Source organism: Paraburkholderia sp. GAS334 (genome assembly GCF_050436625.1).
GTDB lineage: Bacteria > Pseudomonadota > Gammaproteobacteria > Burkholderiales > Burkholderiaceae > Paraburkholderia.
Genome location: NZ_JBNDMO010000009.1, coordinates 96,373 through 119,770 on the forward strand (window position 1 = coordinate 96,373; position 23,398 = coordinate 119,770).

A 23,398-nucleotide genomic window follows, 5' to 3' on the forward strand; every position below is an offset into this window, starting at 1 on the left:
TCGTCGGGCACGCTCGTGGAAGTGCGGGCGAAACGGAGGGCAGGCAGGTATACTTCGGCTGCCGCAGCTTTGACTGCCACAGGATCGCCTGCCGCAGGATCGCCTGCCGCAGCCTTCTCAACCAGCGTCGTTCAACCAGAATCTCCGCCGGGTCATGAAGCCTTCCTTGCTGGTCCTGATTCCTCTCAACGAGGACAGTCACGCGGATATCTCCGCATCGTTCGATCTCATCTACGCGCCCACTTCCACGCAACGCGCCGAGGCTATGGCTAGTCACGGCCACACGATCCATGCCGTGCTGACTAACGGGACGACGGGTTTGACCGCTGATGAAATCGACGCCTTGCCGCAACTCGAGTTCGTTAGCGCGTTGGGCGCGGGTTACGAAAACATCGCCATCGATCATGCGCGGGCACGCGGTATCGCGCTTGTGAATGGCGCGGGCACCAATGACGATTGCGTCGCTGATCACGCGTTTGCGTTGCTGCTTGCGACGGTACGCGACGTGCCGCAGCGCGATCTCGCGACACGCAACGGCGTATGGCGCGACGCATTGCCGATGCGTCCGACGGTCTCCGGCAAGCGGCTTGGCATCATCGGCCTTGGCAACATCGGACAGAAGGTAGCGCGGCGCGCGGCCGGCTTCGATCTTGAGGTCGGCTATCACAACCGCAAGCCGCGTGACGGCACGACGAACCGTTACTTCGATAACGTACTGTCGCTCGCGCAATGGAGCGACTATCTCGTCGTTGCGACGCCGGGTGGCGCGTCGACGCATCACCTGGTTGATAAAACCGTGCTCGATGCGCTGGGGTCGTCGGGCTTTCTGGTGAATGTCTCGCGCGGTAGCGTGGTCGATACGGCGGCGCTGGCCGCTGCGTTGAAGGACGGCGCTATTGCAGGCGCCGGGCTCGATGTTTACGAGGGCGAGCCGCATCCGCCGCAGGCGTTGCTAGCGTTGACCAATGTCGTGTTGACACCCCATGTCGGCGGGACTTCGCCGGAAGCGGTCGCGGCGGCGGTTAAAAATTTCATCGAAAACGCCACGCGCCATTTCGCGGGTGAGGCGGTGCTGACGCCGATCTGATAGTGCGGGCACTACGATTTTATGACCTTGGAAATTACGCTCATGGCGTCACATACCGCAGTCGTCGAATGGAACGGTAACGGCAGCAAATTTACCGACAATCGCTATAGTCGCGCGCATCGCTGGACGTTCGATGGCGGTGCCGTCGTGCCTGCGTCGAGTTCGCCGCATGTTGTGCGTGTGCCGTTTTCTGATCCGGCAGCGGTCGATCCGGAAGAGGCTTACGTCGCTGCGCTGTCGAGCTGTCACATGCTGTGGTTCCTGTCGATCGCGGCGCAGGAAGGTTATGCGGTTGCCGCGTATCGCGATGAAGCGGAAGGCACGATGGCGAAGAATGACGAAGGCAAGGAAGTTGTCACGCGTGTGGTGCTAAAGCCGCTCGTTACGTTCACGGGCGAGAAGATGCCCACCGACGACGCGTTGCATCATCTGCACCACGCCGCACATGGCGCCTGCTTTCTGGCGAATTCGGTAAAGACGGTGATCGAGGTGGAGGGGAGCTGGACGTATCGCGCGGGCGTGAATTGACTAGCGTCCGCTTCGGTGGATATCGAACGCTTACTTTCGGCTGCGGATTCAACCGGTGGATGCAACAGATTGGTGAAATCGTTCGGCGGGTCGTTGGCAGGTATTCGTTGAAAGCGATTGCACCCCGACTTGCGCCGCGTCAGCCTCATCTGGGACTGCAACTCGTGGGATGCCGAATGCCTTTTCGAGACCCGCCGATTGCGAGGCGAGGATCTCTCGCTTCACATCGCCCGTCGACCTCGAAGCTGCAGTATCGATACTGTTCGGGTGTCATCGCCTGACCTCCTGGGCCTTTCACTCGAGCGGAACCGTCAGGCGGTCGATCACGGCACCCGTCTGAGGGCGTACACCACGCCACCATGCGAATGCTTCTGCTGCCTGCTCCACCAGCATCCCGACTCCGTCCGCGACACTCTGCACACCCGCATTCCGCGCGAGTCTCAGGAAGGGCGTCAACCGCTTGCCGTAGGCGAGTTCGTATGCCACACCCGCGGGACTGAAAACGCTCGGTGGAACCGGCGGCAGATCGCCGGTCAGACTGGCCGACGTCGCGTTGACCACCAGATCGAACCGTCCCATCGCTTCAAGTTCGCCGTATCCACAGGCGACCAGCGGACCGCTCGTAGCGACCCGTGCGACCAGCGCCTTGACCTTTGCGATATCTCTGTTAGCGACGACCAGTTCGGCGGGTCGCGCGGCAAGGAAGGGCAGCAATGCGCCACGCAGTGCGCCGCCCGCGCCGAGAATAAGCACGCGCTTGCCGGCCATCGGCAAACTCAGGTTGACTTCGATATCGCGCACCAGGCCGACGCCATCAAAATTCTCGGCGATGATCCGGCCGTCCTTAAAGCTCAGCGCATTGGCGGCGCCAGCCAGTTCCGCCCGTTCGCTGCGTTCGCCGGCCATCGCAAATGCTTTCAGCTTGAACGGCGCGGTCACGTTCATGCCTTTGCCGCCCGCTGCGATGAACGCGCGCACGGTCTCGGCGAATGCGTTCTGCGGCTCCAGTGGACCTTCGATTGCCGTATAGGACATGTCCTGCTGCGTCTCCTGCGCAAAGAGACCGTGGATCAGCGGGGATTTCGTATGGCCGATCGGATTGCCAATCACTGCATACTGGTCAGTCATCATGGCCTCACTTTCGAATACAACACGCCATCAGATTGCATCGCGTCGATCTCGGCTGCGCAGAAGCCCAGCGATTGCGCCACTTCCGCGTTGTGCTGACCGAGATCGGGCGCGACCTCGCGGATCGTCGTGTCGCAGTCGGAGAAACGGAACGGCAGGTTCGGCAGGCGCAACTTGCCGTAGCGCGGGTGCTCCTGCTCGACCACCATGCCTCGCGCGACGATCTGCGGATCGGCGAGCACTTCGTCGATGCGCTGCACCTTCGCGCAAGGCACGTCGATGTCATCCAGCAGTTCAAGCACCTGTGCGACGGGTCGGTTTGCCACCCAGGGCTTCACGACGGACAGAATGTCCAACCGGTTCGCATTGCGTCCCGCGAGGGTGTGAAAGCGTGTGTCGGTGCCAAAACCGTCCGGTCCGCCGTGCGACTCGACCAGGGCGGCGAAGCGCTGCCACGCGTCGTCCACCTGCGCTGCGATCACGAGGTCGCCGTCGGCGGCACGGAACACGCCGTAGAGCGTTGACGTGGGCATGTCGTGACCAGTCTGTTCAGGGACGATGCCTTGCATCGTGTAGCACTGCACCGCGTATTCATGCATCGACACCAGCGTGTCGTACAGCGCCATGTCGATGTGCTGACCGCGGCCGCTCTTCACGCGACCAAGCAGCGCGGCATTGATCGCGGCCACCGCGTGAATGCCGGTGTACATGTCGCCGAGCGAAATACGCATCAGCGGCGGCGGTTCACCGGGAGTGCCGATCATCTGCATGATCCCGCTCTTCGCTTCGGCAATCAGGCCGAAACCGGCGCGATGCGCATCGGGTCCCGTGTGGCCGTAGGCCGAGATTGAGCAGTAGACGAGGCCCGGATTGCGCGCGGACAGTTCGTCATAACCCAGCCCGAGCTTGTTCAGTGCACCCGGCCGGTAGTTCTCGACGAATACGTCTGCCGAGTCGCACAGCCGCTGCATGAATTCCTTGCCGCGCCGATCTCGCATGTTGACGCTGACACCGCGCTTGCCCATGTTGAGTTGCAGGAAATAGCCGCTCTGTTCGTCGTCGAGCACAGTCGCGTGCTGACGCCCTGCGTCGCCGCTGCCAGGTCGCTCAACCTTGATGACTTCGGCGCCTAGCGCCGCGAGACAGCGTCCAACATACGGACCGGCCAGAAAATGGCTGTAATCGACGACGCGAATACCTTCGAGAGGACGTGCTTGCATCAGAATGCTCCCGGTCGGCGCGGCACCATCAGACGATGCTCGCCATGCTGAACGACATTTCCGTCCTGATTAATCAGTTCGGACGGCAGTACGACGATCCCCCAGTCGGGACGGCTCTTGCTTGCCCGCATCGCGCCCACGCGGAACTTGACATGCAGCACGTCATTGACCTTGATCGGCAGGTTGAAGTCCCACGTCCACCCGAGCGACATGCCGGGCAGGAAGCGGTAGTCGCTTTGCGTCTTGAGCCCATCGGCGATAGACAGGCCAAACAGACCGTGTGCGACGATCGAACCGAAGTGGCTCGCGTTCGCGTATTCCTCGTCCACATGAACCGGTGTGTGATCGCCCGTGAGGTCGGCGTAGGCCAGGATGCGTTCTTTGGTTACGGTATAGGTTGGGCTCACGCACTCGTCGCCTTCGCGGGCGTTATCCCAGTATTTTTCAATGATCGTCATGTCACACCTCTGAACGCGGATTGATCGCCAGCGCCTGCGCGACGCGGGTGGCAGGCCTGGCCTGAATCAGTTCGACAGCAAGGCCGTCCGGCAGGCGCAACCAGTTGCGTCCCTGTGGCATTTCGCTGACGTCATACTTTTGCGCGGCAGCCAGCGCGGCCTCCATGTCTTCGCACATGACACCCAGGTGGCCCAGGCGGCCTTCAGGCGCGTCATGCTGCGGGTTATGGATGAATTGCAGACCGCCGAGCGTCCAGTACTGACGGGGTTCCTCGACGGTGCCGTCGACCTCGCGCATCGTCATGCCGAGAACGTCTTCGAAAAAACGGATGTGCCAGTGGATGTCCTTCACCCAGATGGCGACATGCTCCAGATAAGCCTTGCTGCCGTTCATGCGGTTGTCTCCCTGTGTTGTCGGTCGGTCATGGCGCGCTCGATGCCCTTGATGCACGCCACCAGCGTCGCGTTGACGGGCGTCGGCACGCCGTGCCGTTGTCCCCAGCGCACGACCGCGCCGTTGATAAAGTCGATTTCGGTGATGGAGCCTTTTTCGAGGCTTTGCAGCATCGAAGTCTTGAAGGTGGCGGATAGTCCCTCGCCGGCGAGGGTCCACGGGCGTTCGGGATCGGTGGTGGAGAGCGTTACGCCTGCGGCCTGGGCGACCGCGATCGCTTCGGCGACCGCTGCGAGCGCCGCCGTCTTCAGAAGCGGTTCGTCGTAAAGCTGACCGTAGGTCAGGCCCGTGGTGCCCGTCAGCGCGCCGGTTGCGACATTGACCAGCAGCTTGTCCCACATCGTGCCGACGATGTTGTCGCTGATCGCGGTGGCCAGTCCGGCGGCGTTGAAGGTTTCAGCGATCGCCGTCACGCGGGAGGTGATCCGGCCATCGAGTTCGCCGATGTAAGTCGCCTTGCCGGCGACGCCGGACTCGATGTGCCCCGGATTGCGCATCACGCCGCCGACGTACGTCTTGCCGGCCAGCACGCGCTCGCGCCCCACGATGTCGGCGAGCACATCTTCGTGCCCAAGGCCGTTCTGCAACGACAGGACCAGCGTGTCGGGTCCGATCAGCGCGAGGGCGCCGCGCATCGCCGCATCGGTATGAAATGACTTGACCAGCACGACGACCAGATCGACGGCGCCGGCCTCCGCGGCCCGCGTCGCCGCGCGGACTTTCACGCGACGCGAGCCGTTCGCATCGTCTACGCATAGACCATCGCGTCGCATGGCCTCTATGTGTGCCGCAGAGCGGTTCAGCAGCCAGACTTCGTTGCCGCCTTCGGTCAGCGCCGCGCCAATGGCGCAGCCCAGCGCACCCGCACCCAGAATCGCAATCTTCACTGTCGTCTCCATAATCTGGAGATCAAGATACGATTCGGCGCTCATGTCCGCAATGCAATGGATACAATGACGTCATTGCGCCAGACAATATCGCTATGAACCCGGCAGAACTCCCCGATCTGAAGCTGCTGCAGCTTTTCGATCTTCTCTACGATGTCCGCAGCGTCACACGCGTCGCGGAGCAGCTCGGACAGAGTCAGCCGACGATCAGCATCTGGCTCGGGCGTTTGCGGGAGCATCTGCAAGACCCGCTGTTCATACGTACGCCTGGCGGTATGGCACCGACGCCGCAAGCCGATGCGCTTATCGGCCCGTGCAGGGAGATTCTCGAATCACTGCGGCGCTTCGCTGCGTGGGAGATTGCATTCGATCCCACCACCGCAAAGCGGCGGTTCCGCATCTGCATGACCGACGCGAGCCACATCACGTTGCTTCCTCGAATGCTGGCGCACGTGCGCGCGCAGGCGCCGGGGATCCGCCTCGAAGCGGCCAGGATCGACGGCAATACCGAACGCGCGCTGGAATCAGGTGAGGCAGACCTTGCGATCGGTCACGTGCCCTGGCTCGGCGGCAACATTTACCAGCAGCAGTTGTACACGCAGGACTGGGTGTGTCTGATGAATAAGCATCATCCGCGCGTGCGCGGAAAGGTCGGGCTTAAGCAGTACCGCGCGGAAGGCCATGTCGCCATCGCGGCAGGGACCGGGGCGCAACTGCTGGAGCAGGCTCTTGTGCGCGAGCACGTTGAGAGGGACGTTGTACTCGAGCTGCCGGGTTTTCTCGGGCTCGGGGCCATCATCAAGAGCACCGACCTGATTGCCACGCTGCCGCGGCATATCGGCGAGACGCTGGCGACGGTGAATGACCTGTCGGTGCATCCGTGTCCGATACCGGTGGAGGGATTTGCGGTGCGGCAGCACTGGCACGCCCGCTATCACCACGAAGCGGGAAATCGCTGGCTGCGCGATCTGGTGGTTCAGCTATTCAGCAGTTTGCGGTGACTTTTCGCGGGACTGCGTTTGTCGCGGCGTCCTGAGAGGCTCTGCCTTATTGCTGTGCGGAGAACAGGTCTCGCGCTCACGTCTTCCACAACGCGAACTCCCCATGCGCGAGTTCCTGTTTGAGAAAGTCCACGCAGACGCGCACCTAAGGCTTACGCGGATGACGGTTTAGGGTCGTACAGCGTTGGCCACGTCAGGCATGAACCGGGCAGGACCGGTCGCCCAAGGAGGCCATTCACGTAGCGCCTGGTCGCCCCGCTCGGGGTGGCGAAACCGCGAGCGAGGAATTTCAGCGATCGCCGCGATCTCGATCATCAGTTCAGGTCGGTATAGACGTTCGACCTGGACGGTCGTTGTGACTGGATATGGCTCGGCAAAAAATTCTTGTCGGATGTCTCCAGTGGTCATGAAGGCCTCAATGTCCGTTGCATAGTGAACCACCGAAATCACATCCGCCATTTGCCCACCCATCGGTGCCAGAACGTCACGAACATTCTCCAGAACCTTGCGCACCTGCGCCCTCATGTCGTTTTGCCCGACGACTTGCCCGTGCCGATCGAGTGACACCTGCCCCTTCAGGTGAACGACCTGACCATCGCCCTGGATGACGGCCATCGAGAATGCGCCGAACGGCGACCAGACATCGGGTGGGTTCACTGCATTTACCATTACCGAACTCCTGCGGCCAGTTGTCCGTGGGAATTATGCATTACCTAAGATGCGGGCGTCGATTGGCCGCTATGGAGACAGTCGAGAGACTGCTTCGGGTTGCAGGCCAGCAATGGAGATTGGCAACTGGTGGGCAGGTTTTCGATCGCACCGGACTGCGCTGCGGTTCGTGATGCCCTGGCGAAGGGGACGTTTCAGCTCGTTGAGCCGCGACTGCGAGACATTCAGGTCAATGGCGGCTTGTGAATGCGGATTCAACCGGTGGATGCAACACACTGGAGATCGCGCGAGCAGGAGGCGTGTTGCAGATGAGCTTGCGGGATTGCTCATCGGCGCGGTCGTCAGTGTTCCAGTACACGCGCCGGTCGTATTCACCGCAATCGAAGCGGTGTCGGTCGCGCGCAGCGCGCGGTGATTGCCGGCGAGCGCGTAAACGTTTCCATCGCCGGCCTGCAGGCTGATTTGCGCTGAAATTCGCAACCACGCGCTTCGCGACCAGAAACACGTCGTCACCGCTAGAGCGAAGCGTCCCTGGAAGTAACGGCTGCATCCAGGGACGCAGTCGGAGGCACGAACACCGGTGCTGCAACTGCGTCGCGGGCACGAAGACATAACCGGCGCGGAATGCCTGCGCGCGGCTGAAGCGCTGCAGACTGCTTCTAAGTTGGGAACCGTACATTACTGATGTCGGGTGCCGACTAGATTGATGTTGCCGGATTGCTGGCAGCGTGTTGCAAAACGCGCGGCATGACCGGCCGGGATCGACAATCATCTATCCGGGAAAGTGGTCATTACGCGGAATTCGTAATTCACCATCCATTCGGATACCTGAGAAATGCGAGGAGAAAGACGGATGCGCATCAATGTCACAAAGCCTTTCCTTCCCGCCATCGATGAGTATGTTGAATTAGTCGAAGACATTTTCACTCGGGGATGGCTGACAAACAACGGACCTTTCGTCAACCTGCTGGAAGCGAAACTCAAGGACTATCTCAAGGTGGGCAGCCTCTGCTACGTATCGAACGGCACGACTGCACTGCAACTGGCGATTCGCGCATTGAACCTGTCCGGTGAAATCATCACCACGCCGTTCAGCTTTGTGGCGACGACGTCGAGCATCGTGTGGGAACGCTGCCGCCCGGTAATGGCTGACATTGATCCAGACACGCTCAATATCGATCCCGAGCAGATTCGCCGCGCTATTACGCGGAACACCAGCGCCATTCTCGCGACACATGTCTTCGGCAACCCCTGCGATGTGTACGCGATCGAGGACATCGCGCGCGAATATGACCTCAAGGTAATCTACGACGCCGCGCATGCATTCGGCACATCAATCAACGGCGAATCGATCTTCTCCTGGGGTGACATCACTGCGACAAGTTTTCACTCGACCAAACTGTTTCACACCGTCGAAGGCGGAGCCGTTATCGCTCGCAATCCGCGCGTGCACGAGACGCTGATGGCGATACGCAGCTTTGGCCAGGTCGGCGATGAGTTCGTTTGCGTCGGCACCAATGCGAAGAATTCGGAATTCCACGCCGCGATGGGCATTGCGAACCTGCAGCATATCGAAGAAATTCTGGCGAACCGCAAGGCGCTTTCCGAGCGGTACGATGAAATGCTCGACGGCGCGAATGTGCGCCGGCCGCTGATCTGCGTACCCTGCACCCGCAACCACGCCTATTACCCGCTCATTTTCCAGAGCGAGACAGCGCTGAAGCGGGTGCTCGAAGCCTTGCACCGGGAGGACGTTTTCCCACGACGCTACTTCTATCCTTCGCTATCGTCGCTGCGCTACGTCGGCGCACAATACACCCCTGTCAGCGAAGACATCGCACGCCGGGTTCTTGCGCTGCCGCTGTATTTCGGGCTTGAGACCGCGGATGTGGATATGATTGCCCGTATCGTCGCGCGCGATTCCGGCCCTCCCAGCTTGCATCGGTCAGAGAGGTGCTCTCCACGACAATCTCATCTTTTGAATAGTGCGACTTTCTGAAGACAGGAACTTTCGCGATTGGCATTCGTTAGATGGAAAGCCACTGCGTTTCCATCTAACCGAAAAATTGTGACCGACCAGACAGAGTCTCGTCCGTGGGGACACCGACTGCGGAACTGGTTAGCGGAGCCGCAATCGATCTGTTCCAGACAGGGTCATCACGATACGGACGTTGGGTGTATTCGAGATCAATCGCGAGCGTCGACGGGGATTCAACGCCTGGGTCCTTTCATACTCTCCGTTTCCATCGCGGCATTCCGCTCTTCGCTGGCCTCAATAGGCTCCATGGTCTCGTCGATTGAGGCTGTCGCGCGCTCTGTGGCGGCCTTCGTTTCGTCCGCGGTGGCATCGGATTCATCGACGTCGTCACCTGGCGGCTCCAGCATGTCTCTAAGCATGGCCTCCAGCTCCGGGGTGTCCCACGGCGCGCCATGCTGCTTTTTCTTCTTTATGTAGTGCCTGATTTCTGCGTCCTGCTCCGGAGTCAAGGGAAGACCACGAAAGGTGCTTTGAGGGGTAGCGTCGACCATGGCGGTGCTCCGGGAATTTCTCGTTTTGAGTGTAGCGCGTTTGGTCGAAGAGCCTCAACTATCGGTCTATGCATCGGCCTATATAACGGCACGATGCCGGTGCAAATTGCGCCGGGTCATGAAGGACGGCAGGAACTACGAAAAAACGGTTAAAGCGGTTTGCGACCGGGTCCGCGCCAAAACCGCAGGCTGGTTGTTTCCGGCTGCAACCGGACCGGACAGGACTCGACGAAGGCCTGGTGCTCAGGTTTCCCGATGGCGCCAGCAGCTACGACTACTCCAGACACTGTGCATGCGTGTTCCCGGAGCCATGACGGGTCGCGACGACCCGGACGCACGAGCCGACCTCGTCCCCGGTGATCGCCCGAAACGAAAAATCGAACTGATGTCGCAGATCTCAGCTTTTTCTCGACGTCTTTGCGACAAATTGCGTGGGTGTGTGCTGAACCTTCTCGCTCCCGCACTTCGGACAACGCGGATGTGCGGTTTGATGTTCAGCGAGATGTTCGGCGTGTTCGAACAACTCGCCGCAGACTTCACAACGGTACTGGTAAGTCGGCATGACAACTCCTCCAAAGCAAATCCCGCACGTGCTCGCCAGATACGCCCTCGACGCCCGGCACTGTATTTATTCTAGTGCAGGAATTGCAGGCGTCTGCGCTCGCCCGGCACTCATCAAGCAGGCGACATGGGTCGCCTGCGCTAGCCCTGGCGGAATGTTTTCAGCTCTTTCGGCGGACGCTTGCCGTCGATGATCGCCTTCGCTTCCGCAATCGCTGCATTCAGAGCCCAGTCTTCCTGACGATATCCCTCCTCCTCGAGGCATTGGACGGGGATTTGCATGGGTTGCTCTGTATCAAATTCGCGCGGTATAAGCACGAAACCGTTGAATCCGAATATCTGCAAGTGCCCGTCCCCGACGCCCTGTTTCGCGAGCGTTCGAACCAGGTACTTAAATCCGTTGTACGTGTTCTCAGCGTGGGCCATGTCAATCTCCATCATCATTCAGGAAGACTCGCAGCATGAACATCGACACGAACAGGCTGCGTGAGATTGCCGAGCGCACGACGCCGGGGATCGTGGAAACGGTGGACTGGCGATAACGCCAGGCGCCTCAATGCGGGGCAGCCCCGACGGCGGCGTGCTGCATACTGCCATGGTACGCCTGGACTATGCCGACGTCGCCTGCGGCGCTACCGACGTGGACGGTCGTGGCCCCGTTCGATCAGGTCGAAAGGCTTCTGTTTGAGAATGCGTAACTGTCGGCGCTTTTCAGCACGGCCCGGCTGGCACCTAATCCTGGCCCCATAGCGGCGGGCTCATGGTCGTGTCGTAGGCGGTGAACATGATGTTGAAACTCACACTGATGCGTGGGCGGGCGCTCGTGTTCGCTGACACCGAATGGGGCAGCCAGGCGGGAAACACGAGCAGGGTGCCGTCATTGACCGCCACCACCACCTGGTCGGTGTTGTACGCCGTCAATTCGGTGACCGGCGGACGAATGATCGCACTCTGAGGTCGCGGATCGTGGAAATTGATCGTGTCTGCGCCTGCCTGCGTTTGCAGATAGTAGACGCCGCTCAGGAAATTGTTGGGATGGCTGTGCGTGGCGTGTGCCGCACCCGGGCCCAGCACGTTGACCCAGCACCCCGTGATGCAGAACGGGGCCTCGGGTACCTTCAGAAACGCGAGCACGTCGGCCGCGGCTGCGTTGATGCAGGTGACCAGCTCAGAAAAATCGGGCGTCTGATGCTGTTTGTGTCCGGATTGCCAGGTCGCGCCTGTGCGAGTTCCGCGACCAGCGCGCATCAAGGTTTCGACATACGCCAGCAGATCCCGGTTAAGTGGTTCGTAGCACACCGGTTCGAGGCGGCTCTGCCACACGAAGGTTGGGAACAGACGTACGACGTCCGGAGTTTGGGGCTGCATGGCCGTTTGCGCGCTGCGCTGACAGAGGAACACACATCTGTACTATAGCCGCGAAGGCAGCATGCAGACGGCGTCTGGACACTGCGTGCGGCACGCGACGCGACGCGCGTTCCAGGCCCGTCCGTACTTGTGGAGGTGGAGCACGCCCGCAATTCCAGCGACAGATGCGCCTCCCGGTTCGGCAAGCGGCCGATTCGTCAGGCGTGCCTGATCGTGGGTGGCGGACGGCTGGCGGGCGCAGGCGCACTGCCTTCTGTCTGAATGTCTATACTGTAATTTATGTGTAAGAGTTCGCCTTGTTTCAGTACTGTCTGACTCAAGCGGCTGCCCGAACACGAGGTCAAGGCGAATGGGCATGGTCGTGGGGAGACACATATGTTCAAGCATCTGTTGGTGCCGACCGACGGGTCGGTACTCTCCGAGGCAGCCATCCAGATGGCCGTGGCGCTCGCCCGGGAAAGCAAAGCCAGAGTGACGGGGCTTCACGTCATGCCCGAATACCATGTCTTCGCATACGGAACCGAAATGCTCGCCGACACCGAAGAGCAATACACGCGGGCCGCCCAGCAGCATGCGGACTACTATCTCCAGGTCATCGCGAAAGCGGCCCGGCAGGCAGGTGTCGAATGCGATATGGTCGCCACGGTCCGCGCTCACCCCTACGAGGCGATCATTGGAACTGCGAAACAGCGAGGCTGTGATCTCATTGTCATGGCATCCCACGGTCGGGGCGGCGTACGCGCGTTGCTGATCGGCAGCGAGACCCAGAAAGTGCTCACGCACAGCCAGATTCCGGTCCTCGTCGTCAGGCAATCGGCACAGACGGGCACGGGGCGTCACGCGGAATCGGGCGAATTTTCGAGTACGTCGAAGCATTCGCCGACGCAAACGTTCATCGTCGCCCGCGCGGCGCCGGCTCTCCGACCGGCGCGCGTCTCGCGCGGGTCGTCCGAACGATGACCACCCGGCGCCTGCGACGAAACCCGCGAGGAAGTACAGCTGGGAACTGCGCCTTGTGATGCCTCGGGGGTGGGTGTAGCCTGTTTTTCGTTGGTACCCGGCCCGCCAGGAAGTGGCCCGCTGCCAGGCGGTGCAATGGTGGCGAACTGCCGGTACTGACGTTGCGCAGGATGATTTCTGCGCACGTTGTTCTCGAGCGCGGAGGGGCCATGAACAAGCTTGTGTCCATTCTCCTGTGGGGCGTGCTGGCCGCTGCCGGCGCTCTCGCCTTCGCCAGGCTCGCACTCGGACGCGGTGAGAGTGTCAATGCCGTGTGGCTCGTGACTGCGGCTCTCATCGTTTATTTCATCGCTTACCGCTTCTACAGCAAGTTCATTGCCGAGCGCGTCTTGCGACTCGACGACACACGCCAGACCCCGGCCGAGCGCCGCGACGACGGCATGGACTATGTGCCGACCAACAGGTGGGTGCTGTTCGGCCATCATTTCGCCGCCATCGCCGGCGCGGGTCCGCTGGTCGGTCCGGTGCTGGCAGCGCAGATGGGCTACCTGCCCGGCACGCTGTGGATACTCGCAGGTGTTGTGGTGGCCGGTGCGGTGCAGGATTTCATCGTGCTTTTCGCGTCGGTGCGTCGGGACGGCAAATCCCTTGGCGAAATGATCAAGATGGAACTGGGCCCGGTTCCGGGTTCGCTGGCGCTCGTCGGCGTGCTCGCAATCATGATCATCATTCTTGCGGTCCTGAGCCTGGTGGTGGTCAAGGCGCTCACGGCCAGCCCGTGGGGCCTGTTCACCATCGCGGCGACGATACCGATCGCGCTGCTGATGGGCGTCTACATGCGCTTCATCCGTCCGGGGCGCGTCGGCGAAGCCTCCCTGTTCGGTGTCGTGCTTTTACTCGTTTCGATCGTACTCGGGAAGGCGATAGCCAACGATCCCACCTGGGGACCGGCCTTTACCCTGACCGGTCCGCAACTGGCCTGGGCCCTCATTCTGTACGGCGCCATCGCCTCCAGCCTGCCGGTGTGGCTGATGCTCGCGCCGCGCGACTACCTGAGTACGTTCCTGAAAATCGGCACGATCGTGGCTCTCGCAGTCGGCATTTACGTCGTCGCACCAACCCTTTCGATGCCACAGACCACACGCTTTATCGACGGTACCGGGCCGGTCTTCTCCGGCACACTGTTCCCGTTTCTGTTCATCACAATCGCCTGCGGTGCGGTGTCAGGTTTTCATGCGCTGATTTCTTCCGGTACCACGCCGAAGATGATCGAGCGCGAGTCGCATATGCGTCTGATCGGCTTCGGCGGCATGCTTGCCGAATCGTTCGTCGCGGTCATGGCGCTGACGGCAGCCTGCGTCCTGCATCCGGGCATCTACTTCGCCATGAACGCGCCGGCGGCGGTCATCGGCACCACCGCCGTACAGGCGGCGCAAGTCGTGTCCGGCTGGGGATTCACCATCACGCCGGATATGATCAGCCAGACGGCCGTGAACATCGGCGAAACCAGCATCCTGTCGCGCGCCGGCGGCGCCCCGACGCTCGCCGTCGGCATGGCGCAGATTCTCGGCCAGGCTCTCGGCGGCCAGGCCATGGAGGCCTTCTGGTATCACTTCGCCATCCTGTTCGAGGCGCTGTTTATCCTGACGGCCGTAGACGCCGGCACGCGGGTCGGCCGCTTCATGATCCAGGACATGCTAGGCCATGTCTACCGGCCGCTCGGCAACACACAGTTCCTGCCCGCGAACCTGCTGGGCACCGGCCTCTGCGTCGCTGCCTGGGGCTACTTTCTCTATCAGGGCGTGGTCGACCCGCTCGGTGGCATCAACACCCTCTGGCAGCTTTTCGGCGTGGGCAACCAGATGCTCGCTGGCATCGCGCTGCTGCTCTGCACCAGCGTGCTGGTGAAGATGAAGCGGGAGCGCTACATCTGGGTGACGTTGGTGCCGACAGCGTGGCTCCTGATTACCACGCTCACTGCTGGCATCCAGAAGATATTCCACAGCGATCCGCGCATCGGCTTCCTTGCGCTGGCGAACAGGTTCAGTGACGCCGCCGCGCAGGGGACCGTACTCGCTCCCGCCAGATCGCTTGCGGAAATGCAGCGGGTGGCCTTCAACAACTATCTGGATGCGGTTGTCTGCGGCTTCTTTGTCGTGCTGGTGCTGGCGATGTGCGTCTTCGCAGTCAGGATCTGCTTGCAGGCGCTGCGGCAGGCGCAGCCCACCGTCAACGAGACGCCTGCAGTTGCGCGCGCTCAGGGGACCTGATCATGAAAACGATCTTCAATGGGAAACTCGCGGCGGTGCCGGTTCGCGCCACGAACGCCGAGCCCGGCGGCAACGCGCTGGGGACACGGCTATCGGAACTTGCGCGCACCATGCGTGGGGTCTGCGCGCAGATGTTCGGCATCCCGGACTATGAACGCTATATCGGGCACATGGCCTCGCATCACCCGTGCGATCCGGTGCTATCGCGACGCGAGTTCTTCATTCGGTCCATCGACCGGAAATACTGTGGCAATGGGCCGAGGTGCTGTTAACCTGGCTGCGAGGATGACACCACTTCATGCCCCGAACGAGGTGGCGCGAGGGAGGGCGCGACCGGTTCGGCGGAAAAGCGCGACCGCGGGGCGGGTGGCTCTTTAAGGACGACCCGCACCGAGTGCCTCGAGCAGCGGCCGGAGCGCATCGAGTTCCGAGCCGAAACCGGTCCAGTCGCCCGCCTTCAGCCGCTCAATGGCACGGTTGTAGTGGGCAAGTGCCTCACGGGCGCGCGCGTCCGCCGTGCCGCGGACCGGCGATGCCACTGGGGCGTTCTCCTTGAAGAGCGCCGCCAGGGCTTCGCCCAGGGTTTCCTCCATGACCACACGGTCGCCATAGGCGGCGATCACCCGCTTCAGTTCAGGCAGCTGACCGGACGCCGCGCGCAGGTAGAGCGGGGAGACGTAGAGGATCGAGTCCTCGATCGGCACGACCACAAGATGGCCACGGATGACGCGCGAGCCCATCTGGTTCCACAGCGAGATCTGCTGCGAGATCTCAGTATTCTGCTGGATGCGCGCCTCGATCTGGAACGGTCCATAGACCAGCTTGTCCTTAGGGAAGGCGTAGACGACAAGCTTGCCGTACCCGGGTGGATCGCAGCGCGCCGCCAGCCAGGCGATCATATTTTCGCGCTGGCTAGGCACCATCGGCAGCATGAGGACGAACTCGGCGCGAGGCTCCCCAGGCAGCCGCATGATCATGTAGTAAGGCGTCATCGGCGTGGGTGAATTTCCACTATCGATGCCGGCCAGTTCCCGCGGAAACTGCCAGAGGTCCTCGCGGTTGTAGAAGACTTCCGGCGCATCCATGTGATAGGCGCGGTAGAGTTGCGCCTGGATCAGGAACAGATCTTCAGGGTAGCGGATATGCTGCTGCAGGTCTTGTGGCATCGCTTCCAACGGCTTGAACAGCCCCGGGAAGATGCGCTGGTAGGTCCGCAGGATCGGATCGTCAGGATCGCTGACGTAAAAGTCGACCGTGCCGTTGTACGCATCGACCACCACCTTGACCGCGTTGCGGATGTAATTGGCGCCGTCGCCGATAGCGGGTTGGGCGTAAGGGAACCATTGGCTGGTGGTATAGGCATCCTGCATCCAGAAAAGGCGCCCGTTGCTCGCGACGATATATGGGTCATGGTCGAGGCTAAGGAACGGGGCGATCGTGTGCACCCGGTCCTGAATATTGCGGTGGAGCAGGATCCGGCTCTCGTCCGTGATGTAGCCGGTCAGCAGGATGTTGGGATCGTCGAACTGCCAGGCGAAGAGACTACGTTGCACCGTGCTGCCGATGGCGACGCCGTCGCGTCCGCTGTACGTGGAGTAGACGTTATCCTTGCCCTTGGGGTAGTCGAAATCGGGCACGCTGCCCTTCACGATGACGTAGCCCTGACCGCTTTCGCCGAAATAGAGGCGCGGTTCGCGGATCGCCGGGCCGCCGCGGGTGACGGGCGGAATATCCTGCAGATAGAGGGAAGGCAAGCCTTCGGTGGATTTCTCGGTGACCGGCGACATCACGACGCCGTTGCCGTGGGTGAACAGGAGATGCAGGTTCACCCAGGTCTGGGCGTTGGGCGAAAGCATCGCCGGCTCCAGTTCGCGCGCCGACAGCATCACCTGCCTGTAACCGGCGTCAAGCCGGTAGCGGTCGATGTCCACAGAGAGGAATTTGTAGTAGGTCCTGATCTCCTGCAACTGCGCGTAGGTATCCATCAACGGCTGGACATCCCACAGGCGGATGTTGTCGATGGTCGCGCGATTCGCCTGCAGCGAGGCGAGATTCAGGCCTTGTCCGGCGGCAAACGGTTTGACCTCGATCTTCGCGAGGCCGTAGGCCTGTCGGGTCAGCGCGATATTGTGCTCGATGTAGGGCGCCTCCAGCTGCAGCTCGCTCGGCTTGACATAGAAGCGCTGGAACAGCGCCGGATAGATCAGGCCGAACCCAAACGAACTGCCGAACACCAGGATCGCGAGGGCGGCAGGAAGTCGATAGCCCCGCCGGCGCAAATTGGCCCACAAGACGACGGCTGAAGCAGCGGCAAGGCCAACGAGCATCCACAGGACCGGCAGTTGGACGTGGACATCGGTATAGCCGGCGCCGACCACGACGCCGTTGTCGCCGTAGAGCAGCAGAAAGCGGTCGAGCCACCAGGACCAGGCCTTCAGCAGAAAGAGCAAGCCGAGCAGTGCCGAGCCATGAGCGGCCGCGGCGGGCGAGAGCCCCCGCGGCGGCTGTTCGAGCACGATGTCGCCGCGCACCGCGTAGACCACACCCGCCACGATCGCGCTGCAGAACAGCAGTTGCAGCAGCCAGTTCTTGAGCGCGATAAAGGCGGGCAGGGAGAAGAGATAGAAGCCGATGTCCTGGCCGAAGACCGGATCGCGCTCGCCGAAGGGCACCTGATGAAGGAAGCGAAGCGCCATGTCCCAGTTTGAGATTTCGCCGACGGCGATGAGCAGCCCCAGGAGGACCGCGACGCCGGCGATGGCGGTGCGCCAGGGAATGCGCGCCGCGATCTGGTCGGGCAGGGCGCTTACGACCTCCGTCGGACCTGAAGAACGGGCTGCTTGCACTTGCCAGGTGCTGAGGCTCCTTGCGTGACGATGTGCCAGGAACCCCGACGCCCATATCGTGCCCGCCGAGGCAGCGAACACCGCGACAAACAGCAGCGCCCTGGCGGAAAGGACCGTCCAGAAAACGTCGACGTAGCCGATCGAGGAGAACCACAGCCAGTCGACCAGGACCCCGGTGATGCGCCCGATAACACTCAGGCCGGCGACGACGATCACCGCCATGATTGCATAGCGTCTCAGGCGCACGCGGGACCTCACTTGCGACCGCATCGATCCTCCTTTGCTGGTTCGTCACACAGGGCCAGCTTCGACGAGACCATTGTGCGCCGCTAATCGGCGAGGAGCGTGGAGGAACGCACACAGCTTCCGTCAGGCGCAGCATCGCTGGCGCTCCGCGGAGTGTATAAAGAAAGCTGCGACGCTGCAGGAAGGCACAGCCCGCGTTTCACGGTGTCGGGGCAATAACGTTGTGCGCCGCAACGAAGCCGCAGCGCGCTGAATCGACTGGCATCCGGCGCTGGCTTATGGGCTTATGGGCCCGGCTAAAGAGCAGCATCCACTTGTGCGCCAAAGCAATGAACGGCTCCCTCCAATCCGGAACCTTGTGGCCCGCTGTCCTGCGCCAAACGGCGCATGCGCTGAATGGTGGCGCACTGCGCCCGATCGCGACGATCCGCACGACGATCGAAGACGGCGGCGTGCGTTTCCTTATCCGCCAGGTCTCGAGTCTCGCCCGCAAAGACGAGGACCAGCAAATGCGTAAGGCCAGCGCGGCAGACAGTTGCGCGGCTAATCCTTTCCTTCCCTACGACCCGGACCTCTTTGTCGCCGATATCTCGGACACCCACATTGCCCTGCTCAACAAGTTCAACGTGATCGACCATCATCTCCTTATCGTCACGCGCCGCTTTGAGCTGCAGGAAGCCTTGCTCAATCCGGCGGACTTTAGCGCGCTGTTCAGCTGCATGGCTCAATTCGATGGGCTTGGTTTCTACAATGGCGGCCCGGCCGCTGGCGCGAGTCAACGCCACAAGCATCTGCAGATCGTACCCTTGCCGCTCGACGAAGCAGACCCGCTGCTACCGATCGAGCCGCTTCTTGCGGCTGCACGCATGGACGGACCCATTGGCACGGTACCCGGCCTGGCCTTTGCGCACGCATTTGCCCGGTTGGAACCGCTGTTGGCAACGCGTCCGCTGGAGATGGCGCGCAGTGCATTCGACCGCTACCTCGCCTTACTCGATGCAGCCGGTTTGCGCGCAATCGATGTGAACGGTGAACCGCAGCAGTCGGCGCCGTATAACCTGCTTGTCACCGGCCGATGGATGCTGCTCGTGCCGAGGTCCGCGGAGCGCGCGGAGGGCGTCGCGGTCAATGCGTTGGGGTTTGCGGGATCTCTCTTTGTTCGGGACGAGATCCAGATGGGAACGATCAGGAAGCTCGGCCCGATGACGGTGTTGCAGCGAGTCACGAGGCCGGCTTCGGTGTAGGTCCGCTATCCGGCCGTAGAAGGCAACAGAACATCCTCTGGGCCGCTATGTGCGCAGCGGTCTCAAGCCCGCGCGATAGCGGTCCTGTCACTGCCCGTCGGTTGTGCAACTTCAGTGATAGCTTGCGTTTCGGCAAAAGCGAGCCGACTCAAGTGGGGCACGTAGTTTACTCAGCCCGCAGCGGTTGCCTCGGTGCTTGTGACGGAGGCAGCCGGCACGAGAAACAGCGCGCAAAGCAGGCTGCCGATGCCCATCAGCGCGATGATGCAACCCATCGGCCACGGCGTGCCGTCGGCGAAGATGCCGACGAGCGCCGAGCCCGTGATGCCGGTGCCGTACTGGATCGCACCGACCAGCGCTGACACGGCGCCCGCCCGTTCAGGGAAGCTGCCGAGCGCACCGGCAATCGAGTTGGCGACAATAAACCCTGCCGCGGAAACAAACAGAAAGAGCGGTATCACCAGCCCCATCAATTTGCCCCAGCCCGTCCATGCATCGAGCGCAAGCAGGATGCCCGCGGCTGCCGCACCGAGGGCGCCCGCCCGCATCAGCCTGTCGCCGCCGAGCCGAATCACACGCCTCGAATTGATCTGGTTCGCGAGCATGATGCCGACGATGCCGACACCGAACAGCACGCCGTAGAACTGCGGCGATACATGGTGAAAGGTGATGTAGGCGAACGGCGTGCCAGCGATATACGCATAGATGCCGCCATAGAAAAAACCACCAGCGCCCGCGTGGCCGAGCAACCGGCGATGCCGGAGCAGTTCGGCGTAGCCGGCCATCGCGCGCCAGAGCGGTTCGCGGCTGCGCCGCTCCGGCGGCAAGGTTTCAGGCAGTGCGCAAAGTGCCGCGAGCGTCGCCAGCCCGACGCCCACCAGCGTCCAGAAAATGGCGCGCCACGATGCCACATGGAGGATCAGTCCGCCCAGGCTCGGTCCCAACAGCGGCGCGATGGCCATCACCGTCATCAGGGTCGACATCATCTGGGCCGCGCGGTGGCCCGTGTACAGATCGCGCACCATCGCACGGGCAAGCACGACGCTCGCGCAGGCGCCCACGGCCTGCAGCGCGCGCCAGCCGACCAGCATTGCGGCGTTCGTCGACAACGCGCAGCCGGCCGAACCGATGACGAAAAGGACAAGCCCGATGGCGATCGGCAAGCGGCGGCCGTGTCGATCGCCTGTTGGGCCCCACAGAAGCTGACCCAGGCTGAAGCCGATCAGATACCCGGAGATCGTGAACTCGATGGTGCCGGCGTCGGCATGTAGCGCCGCAGCCATTGTGGGCAGAGCGGGCAGGTACAGGTCCGTCGAAATCGACGCAAAGGCCATCAAGGTGCTCAGGATCGCGAGGATCCGCAGGCTGTGCCCGGCAGCGGCTTGCCTTTCAGGCGACACGTCGGCCTTCAATCGGATAGCCGGGATCGGTATAGCCCGGCGTTGACGCGTGTCCCGGCGAAACGAGGCTGTTGACGAGCGCTTCATCCTCCGCGCCGAGCGACAGGTTCAGCGCTTCGACATAGCGGTCCCATTGTGCTTCGGTGCGCGGACCCGCGATGGTCGCGCTCACCAGCCGGTTTTTGAGTACCCATGCGAGCGCAAAGGCGATCGAAGTCGTCCCACGCTTCGCTGCATGATCTGCGATCGTCTGCGCGATCCGGAGCGATTCCGGGCGCCACTCGGTCTGCTGGATCCGCCTGTCGCCGCGACCTGCGCGCGAATCGGCCGGTGGCGGCGCATCCACGGCATACTTGCCGCTCAGGACGCCACGCGCGAGCGGGCTATACGAGACCACGCCAAGACCGTAGTGCGCCGCCGCTGGCAACTGCTCAATCTCCGCTGTCCGGTCGACGATGTTGTAGAGCGGTTCGCTCGCGACCGGCCGGTCGATACCAAGCTGATCGGCCAGACGCGCGATTTCGGCAATGCGCCAGCCACGGAAATTGGACACGCCGAAGTAGCGGATCTTGCCCTGACGAACCAGATCGCCGATGGCACGCACGCCTTCTTCCAGCGGTGCATCCGTGAGCGCCCGGTGGAAGTACAGGATGTCGATGTAGTCGGTGCGCAGACGCTTCAGGCTCGCTTCGACAGACTGGATGATCCACTTGCGCGACTGTCCCTGTTCGTTCGGTCCCTGCGCCGTCGGATAGCCGAACTTTGTAGCCACGACCCAGCTGTCTCGCCGGTCCGCAATCGCGCGGCCCACGATTTCTTCCGAACGCCCTGCGTGATACACGTCGGCCGTGTCGATGAAATTGATAGCCTGGTCGTACGCCTTGTCGATGATGCGCTTCGAGGTTGCCTCGTCAGTCTCGCCGCCGAACATCATCGCGCCCAGACACAAGGGCGAAACCTTGAGGGCGCTGCGGCCCAGATACCGATAGTCCATTCTGTATGCTCCATTCAGGCTGCGCCTGCGACAGAAAATGCCGAAAAAGTCGAGCCAGCCTGTTAAGCCTCGCGGTCGTCGAAGACGCGCCGGGCAATTGAAACAGCCGTGTTTGCTGTCGGCCAGCCCGCGTAAAAAGCAAGGTGAGTGATCAACTCGATCAACTCGTCGCGAGTGACGCCGTTGTCGAGCGCCTTGCCGATGTGAAACGGAAGTCCGTTGGCGCGGTAAAGGGCGACGAGGCTTGCGACAGTGATCAGGCTGCGATCACGTGGAGACAGGCCCGGTCGCTGCCAGACGTCGCCGAACAGAACCTTGTCGGTGTAATCCGCGAGCGCCGGCGCGATGTCGCCGAACGCCTTGCGTGCTGCGGTGGGCTCATCAGCCATGAAGTCATCTCCAGCTCAGGTTTGCGGCGCGACCCGTCGCGCGAATGTCTTGCGCCCATGTGGGTTCGATCTACAGCCGCAAATTTACTGGCTGCGGTAGCATGTGACTAGAGGGTGGAATCGGCAAACCCATATGAGCGAGATTCATGAATGGCGCGCGAAAACCTTAACGATCTGCTGGCATTCGTCGCCGTGGCGCGCGAACAGAGCTTTACCCGGGCAGCAGCGAAACTTGGGGTGTCGCAATCGGCGCTGAGCCACACCATCCGTGGGCTCGAATCAAGGTTAGGGCTGCGGCTGCTGACGCGGACGACGCGCAGCGTCTCGCCCACGCCGGCAGGTGAGCGTCTGCTGGCGACGGTGGGGCCACGGTTCGACGAGATCGACGAAGAACTGGCGGCATTGAGCGAGCTTCGGGATAAACCCGCCGGCACCATCCGCATCACGACAGACGAACACGCGGCGGCTACCATCCTTCAGCCGAAGCTGGCGCAGCTTCTGCCCGACTATCCGGACATCAAGATCGAAATCGTCATCGACTTTGGACTGACCGATATCGTCGCGCAGCGGTTTGACGTTGGCGTACGGCTTGGCGATCAGGTGGCCAAAGACATGATCGCCGTACGCATTGCGCCGGACATGCGCATGGCGGTGGTGGGTGCGCCGTCCTGTTTCGTGAATCGAACGCGGCCGAAAACGCCTCATGACCTGACCGGGTACAACTGCATCAATCTTCGGCTACCGACCTATGGTGGCCTGTATGCCTGGGAATTCAAAAAGGCGGGTCATGAAGTGAAGGTGCGTGTCGACGGCCAGTTAGTGTTTAACGGAACCAACCAGATGCTCAATGCGGCGCTGGCTGGCTGCGGCCTTGCGTACATTCCCGAAGATCTGGCGCAACCGTATATTGCCGATGGACGACTCAAGTCGGTTCTTAAGGATTGGTGCCCAGTTTTTCCAGGTTATCACCTGTATTACCCGAGTCGCCGTCAGTCTTCACGAGCCCTGGCTGTGCTGATCGACGCGCTGCGCTACAGGTCTTAGCGTGCCGATGCGCGATCCGGTCGTATCTGTCTGCCGCCGTCACTCCGTTTCGCTGTCGTTGCTGTCGTTGGTGTCGGCGTGGGTGGTCAGCGTGCATCGGGAAAAAAGATGCAGG

The 23,398-nt window shown here is 61.9% G+C and carries 22 protein-coding genes and 1 pseudogene; 9 read left to right on the plus strand and 14 right to left on the minus strand.

The window, feature by feature from the left end:
- Window positions 1-154 precede the first annotated feature (154 nt).
- The gene (locus P3T21_RS18100) at window positions 155-1,087 is read left to right on the plus strand and encodes a 2-hydroxyacid dehydrogenase (RefSeq protein ID WP_429257312.1); all 933 of its coding nucleotides are present in this window, start codon (window positions 155-157) and stop codon (window positions 1,085-1,087) included.
- Between the two features lie 42 nt (window positions 1,088-1,129).
- Entirely contained in the window at window positions 1,130-1,615 is a 486-nt protein-coding gene (locus P3T21_RS18105) for an OsmC family protein (RefSeq protein ID WP_429257313.1), read from the plus strand.
- Window positions 1,616-1,909: 294 nt separating this feature from the next.
- On the opposite strand, the gene aroE is transcribed toward P3T21_RS18105, so the two are convergent.
- The 5 genes from aroE to P3T21_RS18130 are packed head-to-tail and all read right to left on the minus strand — an operon-like array spanning window position 1,910 to window position 5,762.
- Window positions 1,910-2,743, minus strand: coding sequence for a shikimate dehydrogenase (gene aroE, locus P3T21_RS18110; RefSeq protein WP_429257529.1), 834 nt, complete (start codon window positions 2,741-2,743; stop codon window positions 1,910-1,912).
- The gene (locus P3T21_RS18115; protein ID WP_429257314.1) at window positions 2,743-3,963 is read right to left on the minus strand and encodes a CaiB/BaiF CoA transferase family protein; all 1,221 of its coding nucleotides are present in this window, start codon (window positions 3,961-3,963) and stop codon (window positions 2,743-2,745) included. The genes aroE and P3T21_RS18115 overlap by 1 nt, the downstream gene beginning before the upstream one ends.
- Window positions 3,963-4,421 carry a MaoC family dehydratase gene (locus tag P3T21_RS18120; RefSeq protein ID WP_429257315.1) on the minus strand — a complete coding sequence of 153 codons (459 nt, stop codon included), beginning with the start codon at window positions 4,419-4,421 and terminating at the stop codon, window positions 3,963-3,965. The genes P3T21_RS18115 and P3T21_RS18120 overlap by 1 nt, the downstream gene beginning before the upstream one ends.
- Window position 4,422: 1 nt before the next feature.
- A complete protein-coding gene (locus P3T21_RS18125; RefSeq protein WP_429257316.1) occupies window positions 4,423-4,815 on the minus strand; it encodes a VOC family protein in 393 nt (130 codons plus the stop codon).
- Window positions 4,812-5,762, minus strand: coding sequence for a ketopantoate reductase family protein (locus P3T21_RS18130; protein WP_429257317.1), 951 nt, complete (start codon window positions 5,760-5,762; stop codon window positions 4,812-4,814). Before P3T21_RS18130 ends, P3T21_RS18125 begins: the two co-directional genes overlap by 4 nt.
- Before the next feature lie 95 nt (window positions 5,763-5,857).
- On the opposite strand from P3T21_RS18130, the gene P3T21_RS18135 reads away from it, so the two are divergent.
- Window positions 5,858-6,763, plus strand: a complete 906-nt coding sequence (locus tag P3T21_RS18135; protein ID WP_429257318.1) for a LysR family transcriptional regulator — start codon at window positions 5,858-5,860, stop codon at window positions 6,761-6,763.
- Between the two features lie 261 nt (window positions 6,764-7,024).
- Here the strand turns inward: P3T21_RS18135 and P3T21_RS18140 are convergent.
- Window positions 7,025-7,432, minus strand: a pseudogene (locus P3T21_RS18140) (RidA family protein); the annotation flags it as partial.
- An 853-nt stretch (window positions 7,433-8,285) separates the two neighbouring features.
- Between P3T21_RS18140 and P3T21_RS18145 the strand changes: the two are divergent.
- Window positions 8,286-9,431: a DegT/DnrJ/EryC1/StrS family aminotransferase gene (locus P3T21_RS18145; RefSeq protein WP_429257319.1), complete on the plus strand. Its 1,146-nt coding sequence runs from the start codon at window positions 8,286-8,288 to the stop codon at window positions 9,429-9,431.
- Window positions 9,432-9,643: 212 nt separating this feature from the next.
- Here the strand turns inward: P3T21_RS18145 and P3T21_RS18150 are convergent, their stop codons facing one another.
- The 4 genes from P3T21_RS18150 to P3T21_RS18165 form a co-directional block, all read right to left on the minus strand.
- The gene (locus P3T21_RS18150; protein WP_429257320.1) at window positions 9,644-9,961 is read right to left on the minus strand and encodes a hypothetical protein; all 318 of its coding nucleotides are present in this window, start codon (window positions 9,959-9,961) and stop codon (window positions 9,644-9,646) included.
- A 397-nt stretch (window positions 9,962-10,358) separates the two neighbouring features.
- Complete coding sequence (locus P3T21_RS18155) at window positions 10,359-10,523, minus strand: FmdB family zinc ribbon protein (RefSeq protein WP_429257321.1); 165 nt, start codon at window positions 10,521-10,523, stop codon at window positions 10,359-10,361.
- A gap of 140 nt (window positions 10,524-10,663) precedes the next feature.
- Window positions 10,664-10,948 (minus strand): hypothetical protein, encoded by a 285-nt coding sequence (locus tag P3T21_RS18160; RefSeq protein WP_429257322.1) that lies wholly within the window; start codon window positions 10,946-10,948, stop codon window positions 10,664-10,666.
- Window positions 10,949-11,254: 306 nt separating this feature from the next.
- Window positions 11,255-11,890, minus strand: a complete 636-nt coding sequence (locus P3T21_RS18165) for a 2OG-Fe(II) oxygenase family protein (protein WP_429257323.1) — start codon at window positions 11,888-11,890, stop codon at window positions 11,255-11,257.
- Between the two features lie 375 nt (window positions 11,891-12,265).
- On the opposite strand from P3T21_RS18165, the gene P3T21_RS18170 reads away from it, so the two are divergent.
- The 3 genes from P3T21_RS18170 (at window position 12,266) to P3T21_RS18180 (ending at window position 15,392) form a co-directional block, all read left to right on the plus strand.
- The gene (locus tag P3T21_RS18170) at window positions 12,266-12,850 is read left to right on the plus strand and encodes a universal stress protein (protein WP_429257324.1); all 585 of its coding nucleotides are present in this window, start codon (window positions 12,266-12,268) and stop codon (window positions 12,848-12,850) included.
- A gap of 209 nt (window positions 12,851-13,059) precedes the next feature.
- Window positions 13,060-15,120: a carbon starvation CstA family protein gene (locus tag P3T21_RS18175; protein WP_429257325.1), complete on the plus strand. Its 2,061-nt coding sequence runs from the start codon at window positions 13,060-13,062 to the stop codon at window positions 15,118-15,120.
- Between the two features lie 2 nt (window positions 15,121-15,122).
- Window positions 15,123-15,392, plus strand: a complete 270-nt coding sequence (locus P3T21_RS18180) for a YbdD/YjiX family protein (protein ID WP_429257326.1) — start codon at window positions 15,123-15,125, stop codon at window positions 15,390-15,392.
- Window positions 15,393-15,494: 102 nt separating this feature from the next.
- On the opposite strand, the gene P3T21_RS18185 is transcribed toward P3T21_RS18180, so the two are convergent.
- On the minus strand, window positions 15,495-18,236 hold the full coding sequence (locus P3T21_RS18185; RefSeq protein WP_429257327.1) for a UPF0182 family protein: 2,742 nt from the start codon (window positions 18,234-18,236) through the stop codon (window positions 15,495-15,497).
- 305 nt (window positions 18,237-18,541) lie between these two features.
- Here P3T21_RS18185 and P3T21_RS18190 point away from each other — a divergent pair, with 305 nt between their 5' ends.
- Window positions 18,542-19,456 (plus strand): ATP adenylyltransferase family protein, encoded by a 915-nt coding sequence (locus P3T21_RS18190; RefSeq protein WP_429257328.1) that lies wholly within the window; start codon window positions 18,542-18,544, stop codon window positions 19,454-19,456.
- A 170-nt stretch (window positions 19,457-19,626) separates the two neighbouring features.
- Here the strand turns inward: P3T21_RS18190 and P3T21_RS18195 are convergent, their stop codons facing one another.
- The 3 genes from P3T21_RS18195 to P3T21_RS18205 all read right to left on the minus strand — a co-directional run bounded on the left by P3T21_RS18195 (window position 19,627) and on the right by P3T21_RS18205 (window position 22,239).
- Window positions 19,627-20,856 carry a multidrug effflux MFS transporter gene (locus tag P3T21_RS18195; protein WP_429257329.1) on the minus strand — a complete coding sequence of 410 codons (1,230 nt, stop codon included), beginning with the start codon at window positions 20,854-20,856 and terminating at the stop codon, window positions 19,627-19,629.
- On the minus strand, window positions 20,846-21,850 hold the full coding sequence (locus P3T21_RS18200; protein WP_429257330.1) for an aldo/keto reductase: 1,005 nt from the start codon (window positions 21,848-21,850) through the stop codon (window positions 20,846-20,848). Before P3T21_RS18200 ends, P3T21_RS18195 begins: the two co-directional genes overlap by 11 nt.
- Window positions 21,851-21,912: 62 nt before the next feature.
- Window positions 21,913-22,239, minus strand: coding sequence for a carboxymuconolactone decarboxylase family protein (locus tag P3T21_RS18205; RefSeq protein ID WP_429257331.1), 327 nt, complete (start codon window positions 22,237-22,239; stop codon window positions 21,913-21,915).
- Window positions 22,240-22,389: 150 nt separating this feature from the next.
- Here P3T21_RS18205 and P3T21_RS18210 point away from each other — a divergent pair, with 150 nt between their 5' ends.
- A complete protein-coding gene (locus P3T21_RS18210) occupies window positions 22,390-23,283 on the plus strand; it encodes a LysR family transcriptional regulator (RefSeq protein WP_429257332.1) in 894 nt (297 codons plus the stop codon).
- Window positions 23,284-23,398 lie beyond the last annotated feature (115 nt).